We start from the raw sequence: 23499 nt of genomic DNA, 5'->3' as shown, positions 1-23499 counted from the left end.
TCCTTACTGCGCCTGCACACGCAGCTCTGCTGCGCTACGACTACGGTGACCCAACAGTGCTTTAACATCGCTGGACTTAGGTTTAACCAGCGCGAATTTCGCTGCAAAGGCCGGCCAGTGGGCCAGGATCTCTTCGCCGCGAGACGAACCGGTCAGCTGCACGTGTTCGGTAATCAGACCACGCAGGTGCTCTTCATGGATAGCCAGAGAATCAACGTCCAGCACTTCCACCAGTTCAGGGTTCACACGTTTACGGAAGTCTCCGTCTTCATCCAGCACGTAAGCAAAGCCGCCGGTCATCCCTGCGCCAAAGTTGACGCCGGTTTTACCCAGTACGCAGACAATACCGCCGGTCATGTATTCGCAGCCGTTATCGCCGATGCCTTCGACCACGGTGATGGCGCCGGAGTTACGTACTGCAAAACGTTCACCCGCACGGCCTGCGGCGTACAGACGACCACCGGTGGCACCGTACAGACAGGTGTTGCCGATGATGCTCGCTTCGTGGCTGCGGAAGGCAGAACCCACCGGAGGACGAATGGAGAGCAGACCGCCTGCCATCCCTTTACCGACGTAGTCGTTGGCGTCACCGGTCAGGTGCAGCTCAACGCCACCGGCGTTCCATACGCCGAAGCTTTGGCCCGCGGTACCGCTAAAGTGCGCGGTGATAGGATCGGCCGCTAACCCCTGATCGCCATGGGTCTGGGCGATATAGCCGGACAGCGAGGCGCCAACGGAGCGGTCGGTGTTACGGATATCGAACCAGAAGGTTTTGCTCTGCTTGCCGTCGACAAACGGTTTTGCCTGCTGCAGCAGCTGCGCGTTCAGCACCCCGTTATCAAACGGCGGGTTGCTTTCGGTGCAGAACAGCGCTTTGCCCGGATGCGGCTCGGCGGTTTCCAGCAGTTTGCTCAGATCCAGCTTCTGTTGCTTCGCGGTAAAGCCGTCCAGCACTTTCAGCAGGTCGGTACGACCAATCAGGTCCACCAGACGCTTCACGCCCAGCTCGGCCATCAGCTCGCGGGTTTCGCGGGCGATGAATTCAAAGTAGTTGGTCACTTTGAACGGCAGGCCGTGGTAATGGTTCTTACGCAGTTTGTCATCCTGGGTTGCTACGCCGGTCGCGCAGTTGTTCAGGTGGCAAATACGCAGGTATTTACAGCCCAGCGCGACCATCGGGCCGGTGCCGAAGCCGAAGCTTTCCGCGCCGAGAATCGCCGCTTTGATGATATCAAGGCCGGTTTTCAGGCCGCCGTCCACCTGCAGGCGAATCTTATGACGCAGGCCGTTGGCGACCAGCGCCTGCTGGGTTTCCACCAGGCCAAGTTCCCACGGACAGCCAGCGTATTTCACCGAAGAGAGCGGGCTGGCACCTGTACCGCCATCATAACCAGCGATGGTGATGAGGTCGGCATAGGCTTTTGCCACGCCGGTGGCGATGGTGCCGACGCCAGGTTCAGAAACCAGCTTCACGGAAATCATCGCTTTCGGGTTGACCTGTTTGAGGTCGAAAATCAGCTGCGCCAGATCCTCGATAGAGTAAATATCGTGGTGCGGCGGCGGTGAAATCAGGGTTACGCCCGGAACCGAATAACGCAGTTTGGCAATGTACGGCGTGACTTTGTCACCCGGCAGCTGCCCACCTTCGCCCGGCTTCGCGCCCTGAGCCACTTTAATCTGGATAACATCGGCGTTGACCAGGTATGCCGGGGTAACGCCGAAGCGACCGGAAGCAACCTGTTTAATACGCGACACTTTATTGGTGCCATAGCGCGCCGGGTCTTCGCCACCCTCACCGGAGTTAGAGAAGCCGCCGATGCTGTTCATGGCTTCCGCCAGCGACTCATGCGCTTCCGGGCTCAATGCACCGATAGACATAGCGGCGGTATCGAAGCGTTTGAACAGCTCTTTTGCCGATTCCACCTGATCGATGCTGATAGCATTCTCGCCAGGATTTACTGCCAGCAGATCGCGCAGCGTCGCGGCCGGACGTTCATTGACCAGCTTCGCATACTGCTGATAATCGCTGTATTCACCGCTCTGGACAGCCTGTTGCAGGGTACGCACCACGTCCGGGTTGTAGGCGTGATATTCACCGCCATGAACGTATTTCAGCAGGCCACCCTGCGCCAGCGGCTTACGGACCAGCCACGCGCGTTTGGACAGATTCAGCAGATCCTGCTGGAAGTCATCAAAGCCCGCGCCGCCGATACGGCTGACAACGCCGAGGAAGCACAGATCGGACACTTCACGATGCAGGCCGACAGCTTCGAACAGCTTCGAACAGCGGTAAGAGGCGATGGTCGAGATGCCCATTTTGGACATGATCTTGTACAGGCCTTTGTTGATACCGTTACGGTAGTTCAACATCACTGAGCGGTACGCTTTATCAATCGCTTTGCTATCGACCAGTTTTGCCAGCGTTTCATAGGCCAGGTAAGGATAGATAGCCGTGGCGCCGAAGCCCAGCAGCACCGCAAAGTGGTGCGGGTCACGGGCGCTGGCGGTTTCAACGATGATGTTGGCATCGCATCGCAGGCTCTTATCCACCAGACGGGTCTGGATCGCGCCAACCGCCATCGGGGCCGGTACCGGCAGACGATCTTTGGCGATATTACGATCGGAGAGCACCAGCAGAACGGTACCGTTACGTACCATCTGCTCGGCTTTATCGCACAGCGCTTTCACCGTTTCGGCCAGCGTGGTTTCGGTGGCGTTAAAGGTGATATCCAACGTATCGGCACGATAGTGTTCTTCTTCCATCGTGGTCAGCTGTTTGAAATCGGAGTACAGCAGGATCGGCGATTTGAAGCTCAGACGGTGTGCCTGGCCTTCCGCTTCGCAGAAGACGTTCATTTCACGGCCGATGCTGGTGGCCAGCGACATCACGTGCGCTTCACGCAGTGGATCGATCGGCGGGTTGGTCACCTGCGCGAACTGCTGACGGAAGTAGTCGTAGATAATACGCGGCTGGCTGGAGAGCACAGCAAACGGGGTATCATCGCCCATCGAGCCGACGGCTTCCTGGCCATTTTCACCCAGCACGCGCAGCACGGAGTCCAGCTCTTCAGCGCTGTAGTTAAACTGTTTCTGGTAGCTGGAGAGGGTATCGTCATCCAGCTGACGGCTGCCAACGTCTTCGTCAGGCAGGTCTTCGAACGGCACCAGACGGCGGACGTTTTTCTCCATCCACTCTTTATATGGATGGCGGCTTTTCAGGTCGTCATCGGTTTCCGCGGAGTGCAGAATGCGGCCTGCGCGGGTATCGATAACCATCAGTTCGCCTGGGCCAACGCGGCCTTTTTCCACCACTTCGTCAGGCTGGTAATCCCAGATACCGACTTCTGATGCACAGGTGATCAGCTTATCTTTGGTAATGACGTAGCGCGCCGGACGCAGACCGTTACGGTCGAGGTTACAGGCCGCGTAGCGACCGTCGGACATAACGATGCCCGCCGGGCCATCCCACGGCTCCATGTGCATGGAGTTAAAGTCGAAGAAGGCGCGCAGCTCAGGATCCATATCCGGGTTGTTCTGCCAGGCTGGTGGCACGAGCAGACGCATGGCGCGTACGATATCCATCCCGCCGGCTAGCAGCAGCTCAAGCATGTTATCCATGGAGCTGGAGTCGGAGCCGGTTTCGTTAACGAACGGCGCCGCATCGTGCAGATCCGGAATTAACGGGGTCTGGAACTTGTAGGTACGCGCACGCGCCCACTGGCGGTTACCGGTGATGGTGTTGATTTCACCGTTATGTGCCAGGTAGCGGAACGGCTGTGCCAGCGGCCAGCGTGGGACGGTGTTGGTGGAGAAGCGCTGGTGGAACAGGCAAATTGCCGACTCCAGACGCAGGTCCGCGAGGTCCAGGTAAAAGCGCGGCAAATCTGCCGGCATACACAGACCTTTATAAATATTCACCAGGTTCGACAGGCTGCAGACGTAGAAATCTTTATCTTCCTGCAGGCGCTTTTCGATGCGACGACGAGCGATGAACAAACGGCGTTCCATATCGCGCGGGCGCCAGCCTGCCGGAGCGTTAACAAAAATTTGTTCAATACGGGGCAGCGAGGAGAGGGCGATTTCACCGAGAACCCCTTCGTTGGTCGGCACATCGCGCCAGCCAACAATAGACAGGGTTTCACATTGTAATTCTTCTTCAACGATGCGGCGCGCCGTAGCAGCCAGTTCAGGATCCTTATTAAGGAATAACATCCCGACGGCATAATTTTTGGCTAAACGCCAGCCGTTCTCCTCCGCAACGATACGGAAGAAACGATCGGGTTTTTGCAGCAGCAAGCCACAACCGTCGCCGGTTTTACCATCGGCAAGGATCGCGCCGCGGTGCTGCATTCGGGCCAGTGCGTGTATAGCGGTACGCACTACCTTGTGGCTAGGTTCGCCTTCTATGTGGGCGATCAGGCCGAAACCACAGTTATCCCTCTCAAGGGATTTATCGTACAACATATCAGTGAACCTCCCCAGGCTCTACGGGACACCCTCCGATACCGATTGCGCACGGGCACAGAAAGAGCATGGCGACGGGGTGGTTTGCACCTCGCATTCGCCCTCTTTAAATCCTTTTCGCATCGGTACGCAAGTTTGAGGACTTGCTGTAAGAGGGAATCTCAATTACTGCATAAATATGATGAGCAGAGTGCTCATCCAGAAAGCTTCCAGCGGATTCCCAACTTATCGGGAATCGGCACTTACGTCAAATGGCAATCTTATTTATACAAAAATGTGCTATGAGGTGCTCAATGTTATGATTGTTAAGGAAAATAAGGAGTTTTAAACAACAATGAAACGCAGCGGAAAGCATATTCTAGTGTGATCTGTCTCACTATATCGATAGCTTATCATTATCGTTATATGCTGAACTGGCTATTTATAGCAGAGTATTCATCTGCCTGTTCCTTTTGGTGTGGGGAATAACACTGTTTTTTCCCCTGATGAAGATAATGGCAATCCAGGGCTTAAGTATAAGGAAAAGTCATTACCGGACGGGTGAATGAAATTGCAGTTATCTTGAGTGGTTATGCAATGAGGTGTGCGGCCGCACTGACGATTGATCCAGGTCATCGTCATCGGTGGCTAAAAATGGCAGGCTTGGCCCCTTTCTTAAGGCCGGTCTATCAGATTATGCAGTTACAAAAATTAGTCAATATGTTTGGTGGGGATCTTTCGCGTCGCTATGGCGAAAAAGTCCATAAACTGACGCTGCATGGCGGGTTTAGCTGCCCGAATCGCGATGGCACCATCGGCCGCGGAGGCTGCACCTTCTGCAATGTGGCCTCTTTTGCTGACGAAGAGCAACAGCACCTCTCCATTGCAGAACAACTGGCGCATCAGGCGCAGCGCGTGAATCGCGCAAAGCGTTATCTGGCCTATTTCCAGGCGTACACCAGCACCTTTGCGGAAGTACAGGTCCTGCGCAATATGTATCAGCAGGCGGTGAGCCAGGCCAATATTGTTGGGCTCTGTGTCGGCACCCGCCCGGATTGTGTCCCGGAAGCGGTGTTAGATCTGCTGAGCGGCTACCACCAGCAGGGCTATGAAGTGTGGCTGGAGCTGGGCCTGCAAACCGCACATGACAAAACGCTGCAGCGGATTAATCGCGGCCACGATTTTGCCTGCTACCAGCGAACGACCCGGCTGGCGCGTGAACGCGGGCTGAAAGTGTGCTCGCACCTGATTGTCGGGCTGCCGGGCGAAACCCAGGCGCATTGCCTGCAAACTCTGGAGCAGGTGGTGGATACCGGCGTTGATGGTATCAAGCTGCATCCTCTGCACATTGTGACCGGTAGCACGATGGCGAAAGCCTGGCTGGCCGGGCGTCTGAAGGCCATTGAGCTTGAGGAGTATACGGTCACCGCCGGCGAGATGATCCGCTCCACGCCGCCGGAGGTGATTTATCACCGGATTTCGGCCAGCGCTCGTCGCCCGACGCTACTGGCGCCGCTGTGGTGCGAAAACCGCTGGACCGGCATGGTAGAACTCGACCGCTATCTGAATCAGCACGGCGTGCAGGGCTCGGCGCTGGGGCGTGCCTGGACGCCACCTTCCCTCCAGGAGTAAAGGGCTTCGCATTTTTCGCACAACTTACAGCGGTTTGCTCAGAATTGGGTATTATTGTGCGGAGTTGTCGCGAAGGAATCCCTTATGAAGCAAATCCGTATGCTGGCGCAGTACTATGTCGACCTGATGATGAAGTTGGGTCTGGTGCGTTTTTCCATGCTGTTGGCCCTTGCACTGGTGGTGCTGGCGATTGTCGTGCAGATGGCCGTTACGATGGTGCTGCATGGTCAGGTCGAGAGTATCGATGTTATCCGCTCCATCTTCTTTGGTCTGCTGATCACGCCCTGGGCGGTCTATTTTCTATCGGTCGTTGTTGAGCAACTGGAAGAGTCACGGCAGCGTCTCTCCCGACTGGTTGAAAAGCTTGAGGAAATGCGCGAACGCGACCTGAAGCTCAACGTGCAGCTTAAGGACAATATTGCCCAGCTTAATCAGGAGATTGGCGAGCGTGAGAAAGCGGAAGCCGAGCGCGAAACGACCCTCGAACAGCTGAAGATTGAGATGAAAGAGCGCGAAGAGGCGCAAATTCAGCTTGAGCAGCAATCTTCCTTCCTGCGCTCTTTCCTGGATGCCTCCCCGGATTTGGTTTTCTATCGTAATGAAGACAAAGAGTTTTCCGGCTGTAACCGCGCTATGGAGTTGCTGACAGGGAAAAGCGAAAAGCAGCTTATTCACCTGAAACCTCAGGATGTCTATAACGAGGAAGCGGCGGTAAAAGTCCTCGAGACGGATGAGAAAGTCTTCCGCCATAACGTCTCCCTGACCTATGAACAGTGGCTGGATTATCCCGACGGGCGCAAAGCCTGCTTTGAGATCCGCAAAGTCCCCTACTATGACCGCGTGGGTAAACGCCGGGGGCTGATGGGCTTTGGCCGCGATATTACGGAACGTAAGCGCTACCAGGATGCCCTGGAACGCGCCAGCCGAGACAAGACCACCTTTATTTCCACTATCAGCCATGAGCTGCGTACGCCGCTGAATGGCATCGTCGGGCTGAGCCGTATCCTGCTGGATACCGACCTGACCGGCGAGCAGGAAAAATACCTCAAGACCATTCATGTGTCGGCGGTAACGTTGGGGAATATTTTCAACGATATTATCGATATGGATAAGATGGAGCGCCGTAAGGTTCAGCTGGATAACCAGCCGGTCGACTTCACCAGCTTCCTGGCCGACCTCGAAAACCTCTCCGGCCTGCAGGCACAGCAGAAGGGGTTGCGCTTCGTGATGGATCCGGCGCAGCCGTTGCCACATAACGTGGTGACTGACGGAACGCGTCTGCGGCAGATCTTGTGGAATCTTATCAGTAACGCCGTGAAATTTACGCCGCAGGGCGGAAATGTCACCGTCCGCGTACGTTACGATGAGGGGGACATTCTGCACTTTGAAGTGGAGGACTCCGGTATCGGTATTCCCCAGGCGGAGCAGGATAAGATCTTCGCCATGTACTATCAGGTAAAAGACAGCCACGGCGGTAAACCGGCAACCGGGACCGGGATTGGCCTTGCCGTGTCGCGTCGTCTGGCACGCAATATGGGCGGCGACATTAATGTCTCCAGTTTGCCAGGACAAGGAGCGACGTTTACGTTGACCGTGCATGCGCCTGCGGTGGCGGAAGAGACGGAAGACAGCCTGACTGATGATGAGATGCCGCTGCCGGCGCTCAGCGTGCTGCTGGTCGAAGATATTGAGCTTAACGTGATCGTCGCGCGCTCGGTGCTGGAGAAACTGGGTAATACCGTGGACGTCGCGATGACCGGTGCCGCGGCGCTGGAGATGTTTAAACCGGGCGAATATGACCTTGTCTTGTTGGATATCCAGCTTCCGGATATGACCGGCCTGGATATTTCCCGGCATCTTAAACAGCACTTTGCTGCCGATGAGCTGCCGCCGCTGGTGGCGCTGACGGCGAATGTGCTGAAAAACAAAAAAGAGTATCTCGATGCCGGCATGGACGATGTCCTGAGCAAGCCGCTATCGGTGCCGGCATTAACCGCCATCATTAAAAAATTCTGGGATTCCCCGGAAGAGGATGAGTGCGAGATGCCGGAGGTAGATGCGAGTAAAGCCTCTTCGGTGCTCGATATTCCAATGCTTGAGCAGTATATCGAGCTGGTCGGGCCGAAGCTTATCAACGACGGCCTGGCGGTGTTCGAGAAGATGATGCCTGGCTATATGGCGGTGCTGGAGTCTAATTTGACCGCCCGTGACCGCAAAGGCATCGTGGATGAAGGGCATAAGATCAAAGGCGCGGCGGGCTCTATCGGCCTGCGTCATATTCAGCAGCTCGGACAGCAGATTCAGACCCCGGACCTGCCAGCGTGGTCAGATAACGTTGCTGAATGGGTTGAAGAGATGAAGTCAGAGTGGCAGAACGATGTGGCGGTGTTGAAGGCGTGGGTGGCGTCGGCACCAAAAAAATGACCCCGGATAAACCGGGGTGCGCGAACACTGCGCCAACACCAGGGAACTGGTCGTTGCGCCAGAATTTTTAGACAGAGTTATATGCAGCGCAACCTGAGGATTCGGTTTGCTCGCTCATTAAGATAGCAAACCTTAAATTATTTGTTACGTGAATCAGTTAAATATGTGAAGCAATGCGAGTAAATCAAAATTTTTGACTGGTTTCAGTAAGTTGTACTAAGGAGTGGGCGTATGAAAAAGATTGGTGTGGTACTGAGCGGATGTGGTGTGTATGACGGGACGGAGATCCATGAAGCGGTCATTACCCTGTTGGCGATTGCCCGTGGTGGCGCGCAGGCCATCTGTTTTGCGCCGGATAAAGCCCAAACGGACGTTATCAACCATCTGACCGGCGAACCGCTGGGTGAAACGCGCAACGTGCTGATTGAGGCTGCGCGTATTGCCCGTGGCGATATCCAGCCGCTGGCTAGCGCCCGGGCCGAGGCGTTAGACGCGCTGATTGTTCCCGGTGGGTTTGGCGCGGCGAAGAACCTCAGTAGCTTTGCCTCGCAGGGCGCTGAATGCCTGGTTGATAGTGACCTGAAAGCGTTGGTGCTGGCGATGCATGAGGCCGGAAAACCGCTGGGCTTTATGTGCATTGCCCCGGCGCTGCTGCCGAAAATTTTCTCTGTGCCCTTGCGGATAACTATCGGCACCGATCTCGATACTGCTGATGTGGTGGAAGAGATGGGCGCAGAACACGTGCCTTGCCCGGTTGATGACATCGTGGTCGATGAAGAGAACAAGGTCGTGACGACCCCGGCCTGGATGCTGGCACAGAACATCGCGGAAGCGGCAAGTGGTATTGAGAAGCTGGTGGCTCGCGTACTGGTTCTCGCTGCATGAGTGTTCGTCGCCTGTCGCCGCTGCGGATATTCAAGCGCGTGCTGCTGCGTATCCTGATGATTGGGGTGGTGATGTGGGGCGGGGGAATCGCACTCTTTAGCGTTCTGCCGGTGCCTTTTTCCGCCGTCATGCTGGAGCGGCAGGTTGGCGCATGGTTGCACGGTGATTTCCACTACGTTGCCCATTCGGACTGGGTCAGCATGGATGAGATATCACCGTGGATGGGGCTGGCGGTTATTGCGTCAGAGGACCAAAAGTTTCCCGAGCACTGGGGCTTTGATGTGTCGGCGATAGAAAAAGCGCTGGCGCACAATCAACGCCAGGAAAATCGCGTGCGCGGTGCTTCCACGCTGTCGCAGCAGACGGCGAAAAACCTGTTCTTGTGGGATGGGCGCAGCTGGTTGCGCAAAGGGCTGGAGGCCGGGCTGACGGTCGGCATTGAGACGGTGTGGAGCAAGAAACGTATCCTGACGGTCTATCTGAATATTGCCGAGTTTGGCGAAGGGACGTTTGGTGTTGAAGCCGCCTCTCAGCGTTTTTTTCATAAGCCGGCCAGCAAGCTAACCGCTTCGGAAGCCGCGCTTCTGGCGGCGGTACTGCCTAATCCGATCCGCTTTCGCGCCGATGCACCGTCCGGCTATATTCGCAGTCGCCAGGCGTGGATCCTGCGTCAGATGCGCCAGTTAGGCGGAGAAGGGTTTATGCGGGCGCATAAGCTGGACTGAAACAGGACAGGGGGCGTGAGCCCCGGTCAGCATCGCGCGGCCGGGGAGTGCATCAGGTAAAGGCTAATCTTCGTCAAAACCGGCGTTGAACAGTGCAATGACCGCTGCCAGCGCCTCTGCTTCTTGCGGACCGTTGGCCTCAATCTCAATTTGCCGACCCTTTGCTGAGTCGAGCATGAGCAAGGCAATCACACTATTGGCTTCGGCTTCCGTGCCTTCATCATTGCGCAGCAACACTTCTGCGTCATAATTTTGCATCAGCTCAAACAGCTTCATCGCCGGGCGGGCGTGCATACCCAGCTTATTCGTGATTTCAACGGTCTGCTTTACAGTCATGATTTGCGTTTTTCCAGCGTCCGATGGCGAGACTGCACATTCTTGCCGCGTGAGCGGAAGTAATCAGCCAGTTGCTCGGCAATGTAGACCGAGCGATGTTTACCGCCGGTACAACCAATAGCCACCGTCAGATAGCTGCGATTATTGGTCTCCAGCATCGGTAACCATAGCTCAAGATAGCTGCGGGTCTGGTAAATAAAATTGTGAACTTCCGTGTGCCGGTCAAGGAAGGCCGCCACCGGTTTATCCAGCCCGGTCATTGGACGCAGTTTGGGATCCCAGTGCGGGTTGGGTAGGAAGCGCACGTCGAAGACATAATCGGCATCAATCGGGATGCCGTGCTTAAACCCAAAGGATTCAAAGACCATGGTCAGTTCGCGCTCACGCTTACCGAGCAGGCGCGTACGCAGCATTTCTGCTAGTTCATGCACCGACATTTCGGAGGTATCGACGATCAGGTCTGCGCGGGAACGCAACGGTTCCAGCAGGGCGCTCTCTTCGTCAATTGCGCTTTCAAGCGACAGATTCTTGCTCGACAACGGGTGCAGACGGCGCGTGTCGCTATAGCGGCGGATCAGCGTGTTACGGTCGGCATCAAGGAACAGGAGCTGAGGTGAAAACGTCTCTGGCAGGTTTTTCATGGCCTGCTCAAAGATCTCCGGTGATTCCGGCATATTGCGCACGTCAATGCTGACGGCTGCTGACATGTTTCTGTCGGCCAGCGAGCGGGCCAGTTCGGGCAGCAGCACAACCGGCAGGTTATCTACGCAGTAGAAACCCATATCTTCCAGTGCCCGCAGGGCAACGGATTTCCCCGAGCCTGAGCGGCCACTGACGATCATCAGTACCATGTACCGTTTCTCCTCAGTACGATAAAGAATGAAGTGCGACTCTCGTTAACTATCATCGCTGCTTCCTGCTTCGGTGATGATCTCATACAGTTCTTCATCGCTTTGCGCTGCGCGCAGGCGACGACAAATGGTTTTATCTGCCAGTCGCTTCGCCACCAGCGACAGCGTATGCAGATGAGTCTTGGTCTGATCGGCCGGCACCAGAAGTGCAAACAGCAGATCGACCGGCTGGTTGTCGATGGCATCAAATGCAATCGGGGTTTCCAGCTGGACAAATACGCCAACCGCACGCAGCGTATCCTCTTCGAGCTTGCCATGAGGAATGGCAATCCCATTGCCAATCCCGGTGCTGCCCATTTTCTCGCGAGTGAGAATAGCTTCAAACACCAGTTGTGGCGGTAAACCTAGCTGTTTAGCTGCCAGCTCACTGATGATTTCCAGCGCGCGTTTTTTGCTCTGGCAGTGAACCTGGCTACGGGTACATTCCTGGTTAAGGACGTTGCTCAGTTGTAGAGCCGAATCGTTGTTCATCATAATTTCACCTGAGCGCCCCTTGCCTGCTACCCATTAAAGCGGGTAACAGGCGAGAGCAACGCCCGGACAATTAGTGTTGTTTTAGTTTATCTTTATGTTTTGTTAACTGTCTTGCCAGCTTATCGATAAGACCATCGATAGCGGCGTACATATCCTGCCCTTCCGCACTGGCATGGATTTCGCCACCGTTGACATGCAGATTGGCATCCGCAATTTGCGTTACCTTCTCTACTTTTAACACAATGTAGACCTGGTTGATCCGGTCGAAAAACTGCTCCAGTTTGCTGAACTTCGCGTTAACGAAGTCGCGCAGTGCAGGGGTGATCTCGACGTTGTGTCCTGTAATGTTGAGCTGCATAGTGTCTTCCTTATCGGTTGTGTCAGACCAGTTGTTTACGCTGGTTGGACGGCGGAATGGATAAAGACTCTCGGTACTTGGCAACGGTACGGCGCGCGACCATGATACCTTGTTCGGACAGTATGGTGGTGAGCTTACTGTCACTCAACGGCTTCGCGGGGTTCTCCGCGGCGATTAACTTCTTCACCAGCGCACGAATGGCGGTGGACGATGCCTCGCCGCCGCCTTCGGTACTGACGTGGCTGGAGAAGAAATACTTCAGCTCAAAAATACCGCGCGGACTGTGCAGGTATTTTTGAGTGGTGACACGTGAAATGGTGGATTCATGCATTTCGACGGCCTGGGCAATATCCGCCAGCACCATCGGTTTCATATACTCTTCGCCCTGCTCGAAGAAGGCCTGCTGCTGCTCGACGATGCAGCGGCTGACGCGCAGCAGCGTATCGTTACGGCTTTCCAGGCTCTTAATTAGCCAGCGGGCTTCCTGCAGGTTGCTGCGGATAAACTGGCTGTCGGCGTCATTGCGAGAGCTGTTACCCATTGCGGCATAGTGCTGATTGATTTTCAGACGCGGGATACTGTCGGAATTCAGCTCCACTACCCAGCGGTCGCTAACCTTGCGTACCAGAACGTCAGGAATGACGTACTCTGGCTCACTGGTCTGGATCGACTGGCCTGGGCGAGGATCGAGCGACTGGATCAGGTTAACCGCTTCTTTCAGCACATCTTCTTTAAGGCGCGTCACGCGCATTAAGGAACGAAAATCATGGTTGGCGAGCAGATCAAGATGATCGCTGATGATCAGCCGGGCCTCTTCCAGCCAGGGCGTCTCTTTCGCATATTGTGAAAGTTGAACCAGCAGGCAGTCGCGCAGATCTTTCGCCGCCACGCCAACCGGATCAAAACGCTGGATACGTTTTAGTACCGCTTCAACTTCTTCGAGGCCGATCTCTTCATCGTCGATGCTCTCGACAATGTCTTCGATCCGAATAGTGAGATAGCCCGTATCATCGACGGCATCGACGATAGAGGTGGCGATGGCGCGATCGGTATCGGTAAATGGCGTCAGCTCGACCTGCCACATCAGATAATCCTGCAGGCTTTGGGTCGTTTCGCCTTGATAGACCGGCAGCTCGTCGTCCTGATAGTCAACGCCGTTTCCTGATGGTGTACCGGCGGTGTAGATCTCATCCCAGCTGGCGTCGAGGGGCAACTCCTCCGGCATATCTTTTTGCTCAAGCGCATCGACCGTATCCAGCGATTCGCGGTCCTCGACCTCTTTGGTTTCTACCTCATCGTGAAGATCGGTTTGCTCAAGCAACGGATTACTCTCCAGCGCCTGCTGGAGTTCCTGCTGGAGTTCTAACGTGGACAACTGCAGCAAACGGATAGCCTGCTGCAGTTGTGGCGTCATGGCAAGCTGTTGGCTTAGCCTTAATTGCAAACCTTGCTTCATATTCAGGGCAAATATCTCCGGCTAAAACGTCTGTAACCTCTACCCTATCAGAGTCTGAAGTCTTCCCCAAGATACACGCGCTTAACCTGCTCGTCTTCAAGGATTTGCTGAGGCGTGCCGTGGGCAATCAGGTGACCCTGGCTAACGATATAGGCACGTTCACAAACGGCCAGCGTTTCCCTGACGTTATGGTCGGTGATCAGTACCCCAAGACCGCTGTCTCGCAGGTGTTCGATGATCCGTTTGATATCGATAACGGAAATCGGATCCACGCCGGCAAAGGGTTCATCCAGCAGGATAAATTTCGGGTTAGCGGCCAGCGCTCGCGCGATTTCGACACGACGGCGTTCACCACCGGAAAGCGCCTGACCAAGGCTGTCGCGCAGATGTTCAATATGAAACTCTTCCATCAGCTCTTTGGCGCGGTCTTCGCGCTGCTCGCTGCTGAGATCGTCCCGAATCTGCAACACCGCCATCAGGTTATCAAACACGCTCAGGCGGCGGAAAATGGAGGCTTCCTGCGGCAGGTAGCCGATACCCCGACGCGCGCGGGCGTGCAGCGGCAGCAGGCTGATATCTTCATCGTCGATGATAATGTTGCCGGCGTCGCGCGGCACAATGCCCACCACCATGTAGAAGGTCGTGGTTTTACCGGCGCCGTTTGGGCCAAGCAGGCCGACAATCTCGCCGGAGTTCACGGTCAGACTGACATCTTCCACCACGCGGCGGCCTTTATAGGCTTTAGCAAGATTCTTTGCAGTTAATGTTGCCATAACGAATTACTTACCTTTCTTTGACTGATCGCCACTTTTGTCCTGCAGCTGCGAAGGAACCAGAACCGTGGTTACGCGTCCGCCTTTGCTGCTGAACGCCTGCATTTTCTGCTCTTTCACCAGGTAAGTGATCTTGTCACCCTGGATGTTGCTGTCGAGCTGATCCAGGTGCGCGTTGCCGGTCAACACCACAAAATCGTTCTGCAATTCATAATGCATTTTATCGGCGCGGCCTTTCACCGGTTTGCCGTTGTCCTGCATCTGATAGAAGGTAGCCGGGTTGCCATAACCGTCGATCACTTCTTTGCCTTTTTCCCCGCCAGGACGGGTGACGACCACCTTATCCGCGTTGATTTTGATGGTGCCCTGGGTGACGACCACATTGCCGGTAAAGGTGACGATATTGCCCTGCATATCCAGCGACTGCTGATCGGATTCGATGTGGATCGGCTGATCGGTATCACCGGTTTTGGCCAGTGCCGGCAGGCTGGCGGCCAGAATGGCGCTGGCGAGCGCAATCTTAAGGCTGAGTTTGTTTGTTCTGAATTTCATAAGAGGTTCTAACCTTTTCAATCAGCTCGGCAGTTTTGCTGCGCAAGTTACCGCGCATTTTCAGGCCGCTAGAATTAAATGTTGTCCCGTACAACGTCACCAAGTCATCGGAGGTAACATCTTGTGTTACCAGGTTTATCTGGGCGTTATCCGTCGTAATTTTGCGCAGTTGAGAGTCCGCTGTCAGTGCGTTTACCTCAACATGCCCGTAAAGATACAGCATGCGGTCGTTGGTCAGCTTTGCCTTGTCTGCTTTGATAGACCAGGTCGGGACCTTATTGGTGTCAAAGGTCGTCATTACCGGTTTGGTGAACCACGATAGCGCCTCGGCGGAAAAATACTCCACGTGCTCAGCGATTAAGCGATAGTTAAGCGCCCCTTCAGGGCTGTAGACCACGGTATCGGTATGCTCACTGGTGTACGTTGGGTCAGCAGGATTGGCCTCTGGTGCAGGCGCGTCGTCCGTACCCGCCAGATTCAGGCCTATCAGGACCAGCGCGACCAGCGATAGTAAAATAATAACCCAACGTCTGGTTTTACTCATATTGATTGTCCTTTGGCCTCATCCAGCTTGCCCTGCGCCAGGAGTAACAAATCGCAGACTTCTCGTACCGCTCCACGCCCGCCATTGATGCGAGTGATGTAGTTCGCTCGGGGCAGCAGCAGAGGGTGGGCATCTGCCACCGCAACGCTCAGCCCGACTTCTGCCATCACCGGCCAGTCGATCAGGTCATCGCCAATGTAGGCAACTTCCTCCGGATGGACCGCCAGCTTGCTTAATAAGTCACGGAATGCCAGCAGTTTATCAGACTGCCCTTGATACAGGTGCGTAATGCCAAGCGTCTGACAACGGTCTTCTACCAGTTTAGCTTTTCGCCCGGTAATAATCGCGACTTCAATACCGGAAGTCAGTGCACAGCGGACCCCATAACCATCCCGTACGTTAAACGCCTTCAGCTCTTCACCGTGGTTACCCATGTAGATAAGACCGTCGGACAGCACGCCGTCAACGTCGAGGATGAGTAAACGGATCTTCGCCGCCCGCTCGATAAACTCAGCGCTTACCGGTCCGTAACAGGTTGCCAGCAGAGCATCAGCATTATTCATTATTTTATCCTTACTTACACTACGCCTGCGCGCAGGAGATCGTGCATATGTACCACACCCAACAGATGGTCGCCATCGGCAACTAACACGCAGGTGATATGACGTGACTGCATCAGGTTCAGCGCATCCACGGCCAGAATGCCGGGGCGGATGCGGATCCCCCCCGGTGTCATCACCTCGGCGATGCTGGCGTTACGCATATCGACGCCGGTATCGAACACCCGGCGCAGGTCACCATCGGTGAAGATTCCAATGATGTTCATGTCGTCGTCGCAGACTGCCGTCATGCCTAAATTTTTACGCGTGATTTCCAGCAGCGCATCGCGCAGGGTTGCCGTCACGTTGACATGCGGGATTTCATCACCCGTATGCATAATATCATTGACCCGCAGCAGCAGCTTACGACCCAGTGCGCCGCCAGGATGCGACAGGGCGAAATCTTCAGCGGTAAAACCACGAGCTTCGAGCAGCGCGACCGCCAGGGCATCACCCATCACCAGTGCGGCGGTAGTGCTGGAGGTCGGGGCCAGCCCTAACGGACAGGCTTCCTTCAATACTTTCACGCAAAGGTGAATATCTGCCGCCCGCGCCATGCTGCTTTCCGGGCGACTGGTCATGCAGATGAGTGGCACCTGCTGGCGTTTCAGGACCGGAATCAGCGCCAGGATCTCGTTTGATTCACCGGAGTTGGAGAGCGCAATGATAACATCTTGCGGTGTCACCATGCCTAAGTCACCGTGGGCTGCTTCGCCGGGATGAACGAAAAATGAAGGCGTACCGGTGCTGGCGAAGGTGGCCGCCATTTTACGCCCGATATGGCCAGATTTGCCCATCCCCATCACCACCACTTTCCCGCTACAGCGGAAGATCTTTTCGCAGGCCTGCGTAAAATCGGCGTTAATGTATTGATCGAGTTGAGCCAGACCTTCACGTTCAATGTCCAGCACTTCACGTCCTGCCCGTTGAAAGTCAAAATCCGTTGGCAAATCTATTTGCGACATAATGTTATCCCGAGTCATTCAACGAAGAGCGGTGCTGCCCAGTACAGCATCGCCAACCAAACTACAAAACCGCCGACCAGGAGCGCACCGACAAGACGGCTTAGTTGTTGCTTACGGCGCCAGCACAGCAGGGCGAAGATCACGCTGACGAACATCATGACCGCGTAGTCGCGGGTAAATGCCTCCGGTGCGAACCCGCCCGGTGCAATCAGTGCCGGTAAGCCAAGAACCAGGGCAATATTGAGAATATTCGCGCCAATAATATTGCCGATGGCGATGTCATCTTCCCCTTTTCTCGCCCCGGCGATCGCCGTCGCGAGCTCCGGCAGGCTGGTCCCGATAGCGACCACCGTCAGACCGACGGTCAGCTCGCTGATAGCAAAATAGTTAGCCAGCACGGTGGCGTTGTCCACGACCATTCGGGTGGCCATCGGCATTATAATCAGGGCCACGCCTAACCATAGCAGGGCGACCGGAAGCGAACCTTCCCGCGGGAGTTCAGCCATCTGCTCCCGGGTCAGACTATCGCTGCCCTGGCGTTCAGCAATGCGGGCGATTTTAATCGTAAACATCAACCACAGTATGGCCAGCGCGAATAAAAACAGGCCATCTATACGGGACAGTTGCCCATCGTACAGCACAAAGCTTGCCAGCAAACTGACCAGCAACATTAGCGGCAACTCGCGGCGCAGGATATCAGAATGCACGGTAAATGGATGGAGCAGGGCAGCGAGGCCAAGTATTAATAATATATTGGTGATATTGGAGCCGATTGCCGTACCGATGGCCAAATCGGTCTGCCCGTGCAGGGAGGCGGCTGCAGAAACGATGATCTCGGGCAAGCTGGTGCCAATACTGACCACCGTCATCCCGATTATCAGCGGCGGGATCCCCAGCATTCGGCACAGAATGGAAGCGGCGTAGACCAGACGATCGGCGCTGTAGACTACCAGCAGTAAACCAATGATTAACAGAGCCGTCGCTAAGAGCATCTAAAGTCCTTTCTTCAGGTATAATCGTCGCTTCGCTGTCCCATTCCGTCTGCAGCGTAACGAATTCTTAATTTTGACTTTATGTTTGTCAAAAGTAAAACAAATGCCAGTTTTCGCTAACCCAGGCAGGTAAGATTCTGTAAAAATGTTGGGTTTGTGGTGAAGGTACGCGCCATGCTTAGCCCGAGGGATGTTTAGGAAGGATGATTTTATGAGCCAAACGTTGGCGAATTTGGTCGAAGTTCGCGGTATCCGCTTCTCTCGCGGCGATCGGGTGATCTTCGATGACATCTCGCTGTCAGTGCCGCGCGGTAAGATCACGGCGATCATGGGGCCATCGGGGATCGGTAAAACGACGCTGCTGCGCCTGATCGGTGGACAGATCCCGCCTGATAAAGGTGAGATCCTGTTTGATGGCGAAAACGTGCCCGCGATGTCACGCTCGCGCCTCTATACCGTGCGCAAGCGTATGAGCATGCTGTTCCAGTCCGGCGCACTGTTCACTGATATGAATGTGTTCAATAACGTTGCTTACCCGCTGCGCGAACATACGCGTCTGCCTGAAGCGTTGCTGCACACCACCGTTATGATGAAACTCGAGGCCGTCGGCCTGCGCGGTGCCGCGAAGTTAATGCCTTCCGAACTCTCTGGCGGGATGGCACGGCGTGCCGCGTTGGCGAGGGCCATCGCACTGGAGCCGGATCTAATCATGTTCGACGAGCCGTTTGTCGGGCAGGATCCGATCACCATGGGCGTGCTGGTTAAGCTGATTTCGGAACTGAACAGCACGCTTGGTGTGACCTGTATTGTGGTGTCGCATGACGTGCCGGAAGTGCTCAGCATTGCGGACTATGCGTATATCGTGGCCGACAAAAAAATCGTGGCCCATGGCAGCGCACAGTCGCTGCGGGAAAATGACGACCCGCGGGTTCGTCAGTTTATCGACGGTATTGCCGATGGTCCGGTGCCGTTCCGCTATCCGGCGGGCGACTATCACCATGATTTACTCGGCAAGGGAGTGAGTAACTGATGCTGCTAAATCTGCTGGCATCACTCGGGCATCGGGGGATTAAAACCACCGCGACGTTCGGGCGTGCCGGGTTAATGCTGTTCAATGCCGTCGTGGGCAAGCCGGAGTTTCGTAAGCATGCGCCGCTGCTGGTTCGCCAGCTCTATAACGTCGGCGTACTGTCAATGTTGATCATCATCGTGTCAGGGCTGTTTATCGGTATGGTGCTGGGGCTGCAGGGCTATCTGGTGTTAACCACCTACAGCGCCGAGACCAGTTTAGGCATGCTGGTGTCGCTGTCGCTGCTGCGCGAGCTGGGACCGGTGGTTGCCGCGTTGCTGTTTGCCGGACGCGCGGGCTCTGCATTGACGGCCGAAATTGGCCTGATGCGGGCGACCGAACAGCTCTCCAGTATGGAGATGATGGCGGTCGATCCGCTGCGTCGTGTGATTTCGCCTCGCTTCTGGGCTGGGGTGATTTCGCTGCCGCTGTTGACCATTATTTTTGTCGCCGTGGGGATCTGGGGCGGCTCGCTGGTGGGCGTCAGTTGGAAAGGTATCGACAGCGGCTTCTTCTGGAGCGCGATGCAAAATGCCGTCGACTGGCGAATGGATCTGGTTAACTGTCTGATTAAGAGCCTGGTATTCGCCGTTACGGTGACCTGGGTGGCGTTATTTAACGGTTATGACGCTATCCCCACTTCCGCCGGGATTAGCCGGGCAACGACGCGCACGGTAGTGCATTCGTCGCTGGCGGTTCTGGGGCTGGATTTTGTGCTGACTGCGCTGATGTTTGGGAATTGAGTTCATGCAAACGAAAAAAAGTGAAATCTGGGTAGGTGTGTTCTTACTAGCGGCATTACTGGCGGCGCTGTTTGTCTGCCTGAAGGCCGCTAACGTGACGTCTTTGCGTACTGAGCCGACGTATCGTATCTATGCCACCTTCGACAATATTGGTGGACTCAAAGCTCGCTCTCCGGTGCGTATCGGCGGCGTTGTCGTGGGTCGGGTCGCGGACATCACGCTGGATCCGAAAACCTATCTGCCGCGTGTGGCGATCGATATCGATGAGAGCTACAACCATATCCCTGATACCAGTTCATTGGCCATTCGTACCTCAGGCCTGCTGGGGGAACAGTATCTGGCGCTGAATGTCGGTTTTGAAGATCCGGAACTCGGGACGTCTATCCTTAAAGATGGCGGCACCATTCAGGACACCAAGTCAGCCATGGTACTGGAAGACCTGATTGGTCAGTTCCTTTACAGCAGTAAAGGCGGTGACAATAAGAATTCTGGCGATGATTCGTCTGCGGAAGCGGCTCATACTGACGCGACGCAGCCGGCTGCCACGACGCATTAATTTCAGGAGAAAAACGATATGTTTAAACGCGTACTGATGATCGCCATGTTGGTGATTGCCCCATTGACCGCTGCGACGGCGGCGGATCAGACCAATCCGTATAAGCTGATGAATGAAGCGGCGCAAAAAACCTTCGATCGCCTGAAAAACGAACAGCCGAAGATTCAGGCTAACCCGAACTATCTGCGTGATATCGTCGATCAGGAACTGATGCCGTATGTTCAGGTGAAATATGCGGGTGCGCTGGTGCTGGGCCGCTATTACAAAGATGCGACGCCGGCGCAGCGCGAAGCCTACTTTACGGCCTTCCGTGAATATCTGAAACAGGCCTATGGCCAGGCGCTGGCGATGTACCACGGTCAGACGTATCAGATTGCGCCGGAGCAGCCGCTGGGCGATGCAACGATTATTCCGATTCGCGTAACGATTCTCGACCCTAACGGCCGTCCGCCGGTACGCCTGGACTTCCAGTGGCGTAAAAATACCCAGACCGGCAACTGGCAGGCTTATGACATGATTGCCGAAGGCGTGAGTATGATCACCACCAAGCAGAACGAGTGGAGCGATCTGCTGCGTACCAAAGGTGTTGATGGCCTGACCGCGCAGTTGAAATCGATCTCCGCGCAGCCGATCACTCTGGAACAGAAAAAATAATGACCGGGCAGCTGAGCTGGACTCGCGATGGCGAGCGACTGGCGCTGCATGGGGAGCTGGACCAGGATCTGCTGGTCCCGCTCTGGGATGCCCGTGCGCAGGCGACGGATGGCGTGTCGGTCATCGATCTTAATGCGGTCACCCGGGTCGATACCGCCGGGCTGGCGCTGCTGATGCATTTCGTGGCGTTAATTCGCCATCAGGGCAGGGAAGCGACACTGACGGGCAAAAGCGAAAATCTGCAAACGTTAGTCAGCCTCTACAATCTTCCTGCCGATATGATCCCATAGTTTTTCAGTGCGTTATTGCTAAGGTTATCCTGAAAGTCCCCTCTAAATTTTAGATGGGACTTTTTGCTTGTTTAAGACTGCGTCACTTTCCTCTAAGATGTTGGGCTATTTTCACCACCAGATAAAATGTGAACCCATGGAAAATCATGAAATTCAGACCGTGCTGATGAACGCACTCTCCCTTCAGGAAGTCCACGTCTCTGGCGATGGTAGCCACTTCCAGGTTACTGCTGTGGGTGAGATGTTTGACGGCATGAGCCGGGTAAAAAAACAGCAGGCAATCTATGCCCCGTTAATGGAATATATTGCCGACAACCGTATTCATGCGCTGTCGATCAAAGCGTTTACCCCGCAAGAATGGGCACGAGACCGCAAACTAAACGGCTTTTAAGCTGCCGGGACGCTCCCTGCAGCATAGGTAAATTTTTAACAGAGAACAGAATCAATGGATAAATTCCGTGTTCAGGGGCCGACTCGCCTTCAGGGCGAGGTCACTATCTCCGGTGCGAAAAACGCAGCCCTGCCGATCCTTTTTGCGGCACTGTTGGCAGAAGAGCCGATTGAGATCCAGAACGTCCCCAAACTGAAAGACATCGATACCACGATGAAGCTGCTGAGCCAGCTCGGCGCCAATGTGAAGCGCAATGGCTCGGTCTGGATCGATGCCGGTCCGGTTGACGTCTTCTGTGCACCGTACGACCTGGTTAAAACGATGCGTGCTTCCATTTGGGCGCTGGGGCCGCTGGTGGCTCGCTTTGGCCAGGGTCAGGTTTCACTGCCGGGTGGCTGTGCTATCGGTGCGCGTCCGGTCGACCTGCATATTGTCGGCCTGGAGCAACTGGGCGCTGAAATCAAGCTGGAAGAAGGCTATGTGAAAGCGTCGGTCAACGGGCGTCTTAAAGGCGCACATATCGTGATGGACAAGGTCAGCGTAGGCGCAACCGTGACCATCATGAGCGCAGCGACCCTGGCAGAAGGCACCACCGTTATCGAAAACGCCGCCCGTGAGCCGGAAATCGTCGATACGGCGAACTTCCTCAACGCGCTGGGTGCGAAGATTACAGGTCAGGGGACTGACCGCATCACCATCGAAGGCGTCGCGCGTCTGGGTGGCGGTGTTTATCGCGTGCTGCCGGACCGTATCGAAACCGGTACTTTCCTGGTGGCTGCGGCGATCTCCGGCGGTAAAATTGTGTGCCGTAACGCACAGCCTGATACGCTGGATGCCGTCCTGGCCAAGCTGCGTGACGCGGGTGCGGACATCGAAACCGGTGAAGACTGGATTAGCCTGGATATGCACGGCAAACGTCCGAAGGCCGTCAACGTGCGTACCGCGCCACACCCAGGGTTCCCGACTGACATGCAGGCGCAGTTCACGCTGCTGAACCTGGTTGCGGAAGGTACCGGTGTGATTACCGAGACCATTTTCGAAAACCGCTTCATGCATATCCCGGAACTTATCCGTATGGGCGCGCATGCTGAAATCGAAAGTAATACGGCGATCTGCCATGGCGTGGCACAGCTTTCAGGTGCACAGGTGATGGCGACCGATCTGCGTGCTTCTGCCAGCCTGGTTCTGGCGGGCTGCATCGCGGAAGGGACCACGATTGTCGATCGTATTTACCACATTGACCGTGGTTACGAGCGTATTGAAGACAAACTGCAGGCGCTGGGCGCAAATATCGAGCGCATCAAAGGCGAATAAACCTGCCATAAAAACAGCCCTCTGACGTCCGTCCGGGGGCTGTGTTTACATTCACTTCTCACTTCACTTGCTCTCTTTCTTCTGGCGTATCATCTGTGTTCTGTCGATAAACTGATGGGTGACAGGATCATGGTAGCGTGAGGGCCAGATCGCCCAGGGCGTGGTATCCAGCGCCGTCGCAATTATCAGCTCGCCTTTCGGCCACGGCCGGGTCAGCGCATTCGCCAGTGTTGAAGAACTTAAGCCGTTGCGCCGCGATTCTGCTGCGAGCGAGGTCCCTTTTTTGCGTAATCCCGCAATGATGTCTGCTTGATGCCAGTCGATGAACTTATCCATAAATTCTCCCGGTGGTAAGGATACAGTACGCCGCGGATGGGCGACGTAATAACTATACGCTCAGGATTATTTAAGTT

The 23499-nt window shown here is 55.3% G+C and carries 24 protein-coding genes; 11 read left to right on the top strand and 13 right to left on the bottom strand.

Annotation, left to right across the window (positions count from 1 at the left end; genetic code table 11):
- Positions 1–3 precede the first annotated feature (3 nt).
- A complete protein-coding gene (gltB, locus tag ACMYSO_RS11340) occupies positions 4–4464 on the bottom strand; it encodes a glutamate synthase large subunit (RefSeq protein WP_434670552.1) in 4461 nt (1486 codons plus the stop codon).
- 675 nt (positions 4465–5139) lie between these two features.
- Here gltB and ACMYSO_RS11335 point away from each other — a divergent pair.
- From ACMYSO_RS11335 to mtgA, 4 genes are all read left to right on the top strand, one after another.
- On the top strand, positions 5140–6075 hold the full coding sequence (locus ACMYSO_RS11335; RefSeq protein WP_434670551.1) for a TIGR01212 family radical SAM protein: 936 nt from the start codon (positions 5140–5142) through the stop codon (positions 6073–6075).
- Positions 6076–6159: 84 nt separating this feature from the next.
- Positions 6160–8499 carry an aerobic respiration two-component sensor histidine kinase ArcB gene (arcB, locus tag ACMYSO_RS11330; RefSeq protein ID WP_434670550.1) on the top strand — a complete coding sequence of 780 codons (2340 nt, stop codon included), beginning with the start codon at positions 6160–6162 and terminating at the stop codon, positions 8497–8499.
- Between the two features lie 231 nt (positions 8500–8730).
- A complete protein-coding gene (gene elbB, locus ACMYSO_RS11325) occupies positions 8731–9384 on the top strand; it encodes an isoprenoid biosynthesis glyoxalase ElbB (protein WP_434582896.1) in 654 nt (217 codons plus the stop codon).
- On the top strand, positions 9381–10109 hold the full coding sequence (gene mtgA, locus ACMYSO_RS11320; RefSeq protein ID WP_434670549.1) for a monofunctional biosynthetic peptidoglycan transglycosylase: 729 nt from the start codon (positions 9381–9383) through the stop codon (positions 10107–10109). Before elbB ends, mtgA begins: the two co-directional genes overlap by 4 nt.
- A gap of 63 nt (positions 10110–10172) precedes the next feature.
- On the opposite strand, the gene npr is transcribed toward mtgA, so the two are convergent.
- The 11 genes from npr to ACMYSO_RS11265 all read right to left on the bottom strand — a co-directional run bounded on the left by npr (position 10173) and on the right by ACMYSO_RS11265 (position 18069).
- Positions 10173–10445 (bottom strand): PTS phosphocarrier protein NPr, encoded by a 273-nt coding sequence (npr, locus tag ACMYSO_RS11315; protein WP_123756299.1) that lies wholly within the window; start codon positions 10443–10445, stop codon positions 10173–10175.
- Positions 10442–11296: an RNase adapter RapZ gene (gene rapZ, locus ACMYSO_RS11310; protein WP_434582898.1), complete on the bottom strand. Its 855-nt coding sequence runs from the start codon at positions 11294–11296 to the stop codon at positions 10442–10444. Before rapZ ends, npr begins: the two co-directional genes overlap by 4 nt.
- Before the next feature lie 45 nt (positions 11297–11341).
- Complete coding sequence (ptsN, locus tag ACMYSO_RS11305) at positions 11342–11830, bottom strand: PTS IIA-like nitrogen regulatory protein PtsN (protein WP_434582899.1); 489 nt, start codon at positions 11828–11830, stop codon at positions 11342–11344.
- A 70-nt stretch (positions 11831–11900) separates the two neighbouring features.
- On the bottom strand, positions 11901–12188 hold the full coding sequence (gene hpf / locus ACMYSO_RS11300) for a ribosome hibernation promoting factor (RefSeq protein ID WP_123756302.1): 288 nt from the start codon (positions 12186–12188) through the stop codon (positions 11901–11903).
- A gap of 22 nt (positions 12189–12210) precedes the next feature.
- Entirely contained in the window at positions 12211–13644 is a 1434-nt protein-coding gene (rpoN, locus tag ACMYSO_RS11295) for an RNA polymerase factor sigma-54 (RefSeq protein WP_174509420.1), read from the bottom strand.
- 47 nt (positions 13645–13691) lie between these two features.
- Positions 13692–14417, bottom strand: coding sequence for an LPS export ABC transporter ATP-binding protein (gene lptB / locus ACMYSO_RS11290; protein ID WP_434582900.1), 726 nt, complete (start codon positions 14415–14417; stop codon positions 13692–13694).
- Positions 14418–14423: 6 nt separating this feature from the next.
- Positions 14424–14969 carry a lipopolysaccharide ABC transporter substrate-binding protein LptA gene (gene lptA, locus ACMYSO_RS11285; RefSeq protein WP_434670548.1) on the bottom strand — a complete coding sequence of 182 codons (546 nt, stop codon included), beginning with the start codon at positions 14967–14969 and terminating at the stop codon, positions 14424–14426.
- On the bottom strand, positions 14938–15513 hold the full coding sequence (gene lptC, locus ACMYSO_RS11280) for an LPS export ABC transporter periplasmic protein LptC (RefSeq protein ID WP_434670547.1): 576 nt from the start codon (positions 15511–15513) through the stop codon (positions 14938–14940). The genes lptA and lptC overlap by 32 nt, the downstream gene beginning before the upstream one ends.
- Positions 15510–16076 (bottom strand): 3-deoxy-manno-octulosonate-8-phosphatase KdsC, encoded by a 567-nt coding sequence (kdsC, locus tag ACMYSO_RS11275; RefSeq protein ID WP_434582903.1) that lies wholly within the window; start codon positions 16074–16076, stop codon positions 15510–15512. Before kdsC ends, lptC begins: the two co-directional genes overlap by 4 nt.
- Positions 16077–16090: 14 nt before the next feature.
- Positions 16091–17095, bottom strand: a complete 1005-nt coding sequence (gene kdsD / locus ACMYSO_RS11270) for an arabinose-5-phosphate isomerase KdsD (RefSeq protein ID WP_410003350.1) — start codon at positions 17093–17095, stop codon at positions 16091–16093.
- On the bottom strand, positions 17092–18069 hold the full coding sequence (locus ACMYSO_RS11265; protein WP_434670546.1) for a calcium/sodium antiporter: 978 nt from the start codon (positions 18067–18069) through the stop codon (positions 17092–17094). The genes kdsD and ACMYSO_RS11265 overlap by 4 nt, the downstream gene beginning before the upstream one ends.
- A 211-nt stretch (positions 18070–18280) precedes the next feature.
- Between ACMYSO_RS11265 and mlaF the strand changes: the two genes are divergently transcribed.
- The 7 genes from mlaF (at position 18281) to murA (ending at position 23086) form a co-directional block, all read left to right on the top strand.
- A complete protein-coding gene (mlaF, locus tag ACMYSO_RS11260) occupies positions 18281–19099 on the top strand; it encodes a phospholipid ABC transporter ATP-binding protein MlaF (protein ID WP_434582906.1) in 819 nt (272 codons plus the stop codon).
- Positions 19099–19881: a lipid asymmetry maintenance ABC transporter permease subunit MlaE gene (gene mlaE / locus ACMYSO_RS11255; protein WP_123756311.1), complete on the top strand. Its 783-nt coding sequence runs from the start codon at positions 19099–19101 to the stop codon at positions 19879–19881. Before mlaF ends, mlaE begins: the two co-directional genes overlap by 1 nt.
- A gap of 4 nt (positions 19882–19885) precedes the next feature.
- Complete coding sequence (gene mlaD / locus ACMYSO_RS11250; RefSeq protein WP_434582907.1) at positions 19886–20437, top strand: outer membrane lipid asymmetry maintenance protein MlaD; 552 nt, start codon at positions 19886–19888, stop codon at positions 20435–20437.
- Positions 20438–20455: 18 nt separating this feature from the next.
- Positions 20456–21091, top strand: a complete 636-nt coding sequence (gene mlaC / locus ACMYSO_RS11245) for a phospholipid-binding protein MlaC (protein WP_123756313.1) — start codon at positions 20456–20458, stop codon at positions 21089–21091.
- The gene (gene mlaB / locus ACMYSO_RS11240) at positions 21091–21381 is read left to right on the top strand and encodes a lipid asymmetry maintenance protein MlaB (RefSeq protein WP_434582910.1); all 291 of its coding nucleotides are present in this window, start codon (positions 21091–21093) and stop codon (positions 21379–21381) included. Before mlaC ends, mlaB begins: the two co-directional genes overlap by 1 nt.
- A gap of 136 nt (positions 21382–21517) precedes the next feature.
- Positions 21518–21772, top strand: a complete 255-nt coding sequence (gene ibaG, locus ACMYSO_RS11235) for a BolA family iron metabolism protein IbaG (protein ID WP_123756315.1) — start codon at positions 21518–21520, stop codon at positions 21770–21772.
- A gap of 54 nt (positions 21773–21826) precedes the next feature.
- On the top strand, positions 21827–23086 hold the full coding sequence (gene murA / locus ACMYSO_RS11230) for a UDP-N-acetylglucosamine 1-carboxyvinyltransferase (RefSeq protein ID WP_174509427.1): 1260 nt from the start codon (positions 21827–21829) through the stop codon (positions 23084–23086).
- A gap of 63 nt (positions 23087–23149) precedes the next feature.
- Here the strand turns inward: murA and sfsB are convergent, their stop codons facing one another.
- Positions 23150–23422 carry a DNA-binding transcriptional regulator SfsB gene (sfsB, locus tag ACMYSO_RS11225; RefSeq protein WP_123756317.1) on the bottom strand — a complete coding sequence of 91 codons (273 nt, stop codon included), beginning with the start codon at positions 23420–23422 and terminating at the stop codon, positions 23150–23152.
- Positions 23423–23499 lie beyond the last annotated feature (77 nt).

It is taken from the genome of Klebsiella sp. B345 (genome assembly GCF_051131735.1).
Lineage (GTDB): Bacteria > Pseudomonadota > Gammaproteobacteria > Enterobacterales > Enterobacteriaceae > Klebsiella.
This window is presented reverse-complemented; position numbering and strand designations above follow the sequence as displayed.

Bases quoted from the DNA above. Each gene is read 5' to 3' on its own strand.
- mlaF (WP_434582906.1), top strand. From the start codon at position 18,281: ATGAGCCAAACGTTGGCGAATTTGGTCGAAGTTCGCGGTATCCGCTTC.
- lptC (WP_434670547.1), bottom strand. From the start codon at position 15,513: ATGAGTAAAACCAGACGTTGGGTTATTATTTTACTATCGCTGGTCGCG.
- rpoN (WP_174509420.1), bottom strand. From the start codon at position 13,644: ATGAAGCAAGGTTTGCAATTAAGGCTAAGCCAACAGCTTGCCATGACG.
- arcB (WP_434670550.1), top strand. From the start codon at position 6,160: ATGAAGCAAATCCGTATGCTGGCGCAGTACTATGTCGACCTGATGATG.
- npr (WP_123756299.1), bottom strand. From the start codon at position 10,445: ATGACTGTAAAGCAGACCGTTGAAATCACGAATAAGCTGGGTATGCAC.
- ACMYSO_RS11335 (WP_434670551.1), top strand. From the start codon at position 5,140: ATGCAGTTACAAAAATTAGTCAATATGTTTGGTGGGGATCTTTCGCGT.
- ibaG (WP_123756315.1), top strand. From the start codon at position 21,518: ATGGAAAATCATGAAATTCAGACCGTGCTGATGAACGCACTCTCCCTT.
- mtgA (WP_434670549.1), top strand. From the start codon at position 9,381: ATGAGTGTTCGTCGCCTGTCGCCGCTGCGGATATTCAAGCGCGTGCTG.
- kdsC (WP_434582903.1), bottom strand. From the start codon at position 16,076: ATGAATAATGCTGATGCTCTGCTGGCAACCTGTTACGGACCGGTAAGC.
- rapZ (WP_434582898.1), bottom strand. From the start codon at position 11,296: ATGGTACTGATGATCGTCAGTGGCCGCTCAGGCTCGGGGAAATCCGTT.
- mlaD (WP_434582907.1), top strand. From the start codon at position 19,886: ATGCAAACGAAAAAAAGTGAAATCTGGGTAGGTGTGTTCTTACTAGCG.
- kdsD (WP_410003350.1), bottom strand. From the start codon at position 17,095: ATGACTCGGGATAACATTATGTCGCAAATAGATTTGCCAACGGATTTT.
- lptB (WP_434582900.1), bottom strand. From the start codon at position 14,417: ATGGCAACATTAACTGCAAAGAATCTTGCTAAAGCCTATAAAGGCCGC.
- murA (WP_174509427.1), top strand. From the start codon at position 21,827: ATGGATAAATTCCGTGTTCAGGGGCCGACTCGCCTTCAGGGCGAGGTC.
- elbB (WP_434582896.1), top strand. From the start codon at position 8,731: ATGAAAAAGATTGGTGTGGTACTGAGCGGATGTGGTGTGTATGACGGG.
- hpf (WP_123756302.1), bottom strand. From the start codon at position 12,188: ATGCAGCTCAACATTACAGGACACAACGTCGAGATCACCCCTGCACTG.
- ACMYSO_RS11265 (WP_434670546.1), bottom strand. From the start codon at position 18,069: ATGCTCTTAGCGACGGCTCTGTTAATCATTGGTTTACTGCTGGTAGTC.
- lptA (WP_434670548.1), bottom strand. From the start codon at position 14,969: ATGAAATTCAGAACAAACAAACTCAGCCTTAAGATTGCGCTCGCCAGC.
- mlaC (WP_123756313.1), top strand. From the start codon at position 20,456: ATGTTTAAACGCGTACTGATGATCGCCATGTTGGTGATTGCCCCATTG.
- sfsB (WP_123756317.1), bottom strand. From the start codon at position 23,422: ATGGATAAGTTCATCGACTGGCATCAAGCAGACATCATTGCGGGATTA.
- mlaE (WP_123756311.1), top strand. From the start codon at position 19,099: ATGCTGCTAAATCTGCTGGCATCACTCGGGCATCGGGGGATTAAAACC.
- ptsN (WP_434582899.1), bottom strand. From the start codon at position 11,830: ATGATGAACAACGATTCGGCTCTACAACTGAGCAACGTCCTTAACCAG.
- gltB (WP_434670552.1), bottom strand. From the start codon at position 4,464: ATGTTGTACGATAAATCCCTTGAGAGGGATAACTGTGGTTTCGGCCTG.
- mlaB (WP_434582910.1), top strand. From the start codon at position 21,091: ATGACCGGGCAGCTGAGCTGGACTCGCGATGGCGAGCGACTGGCGCTG.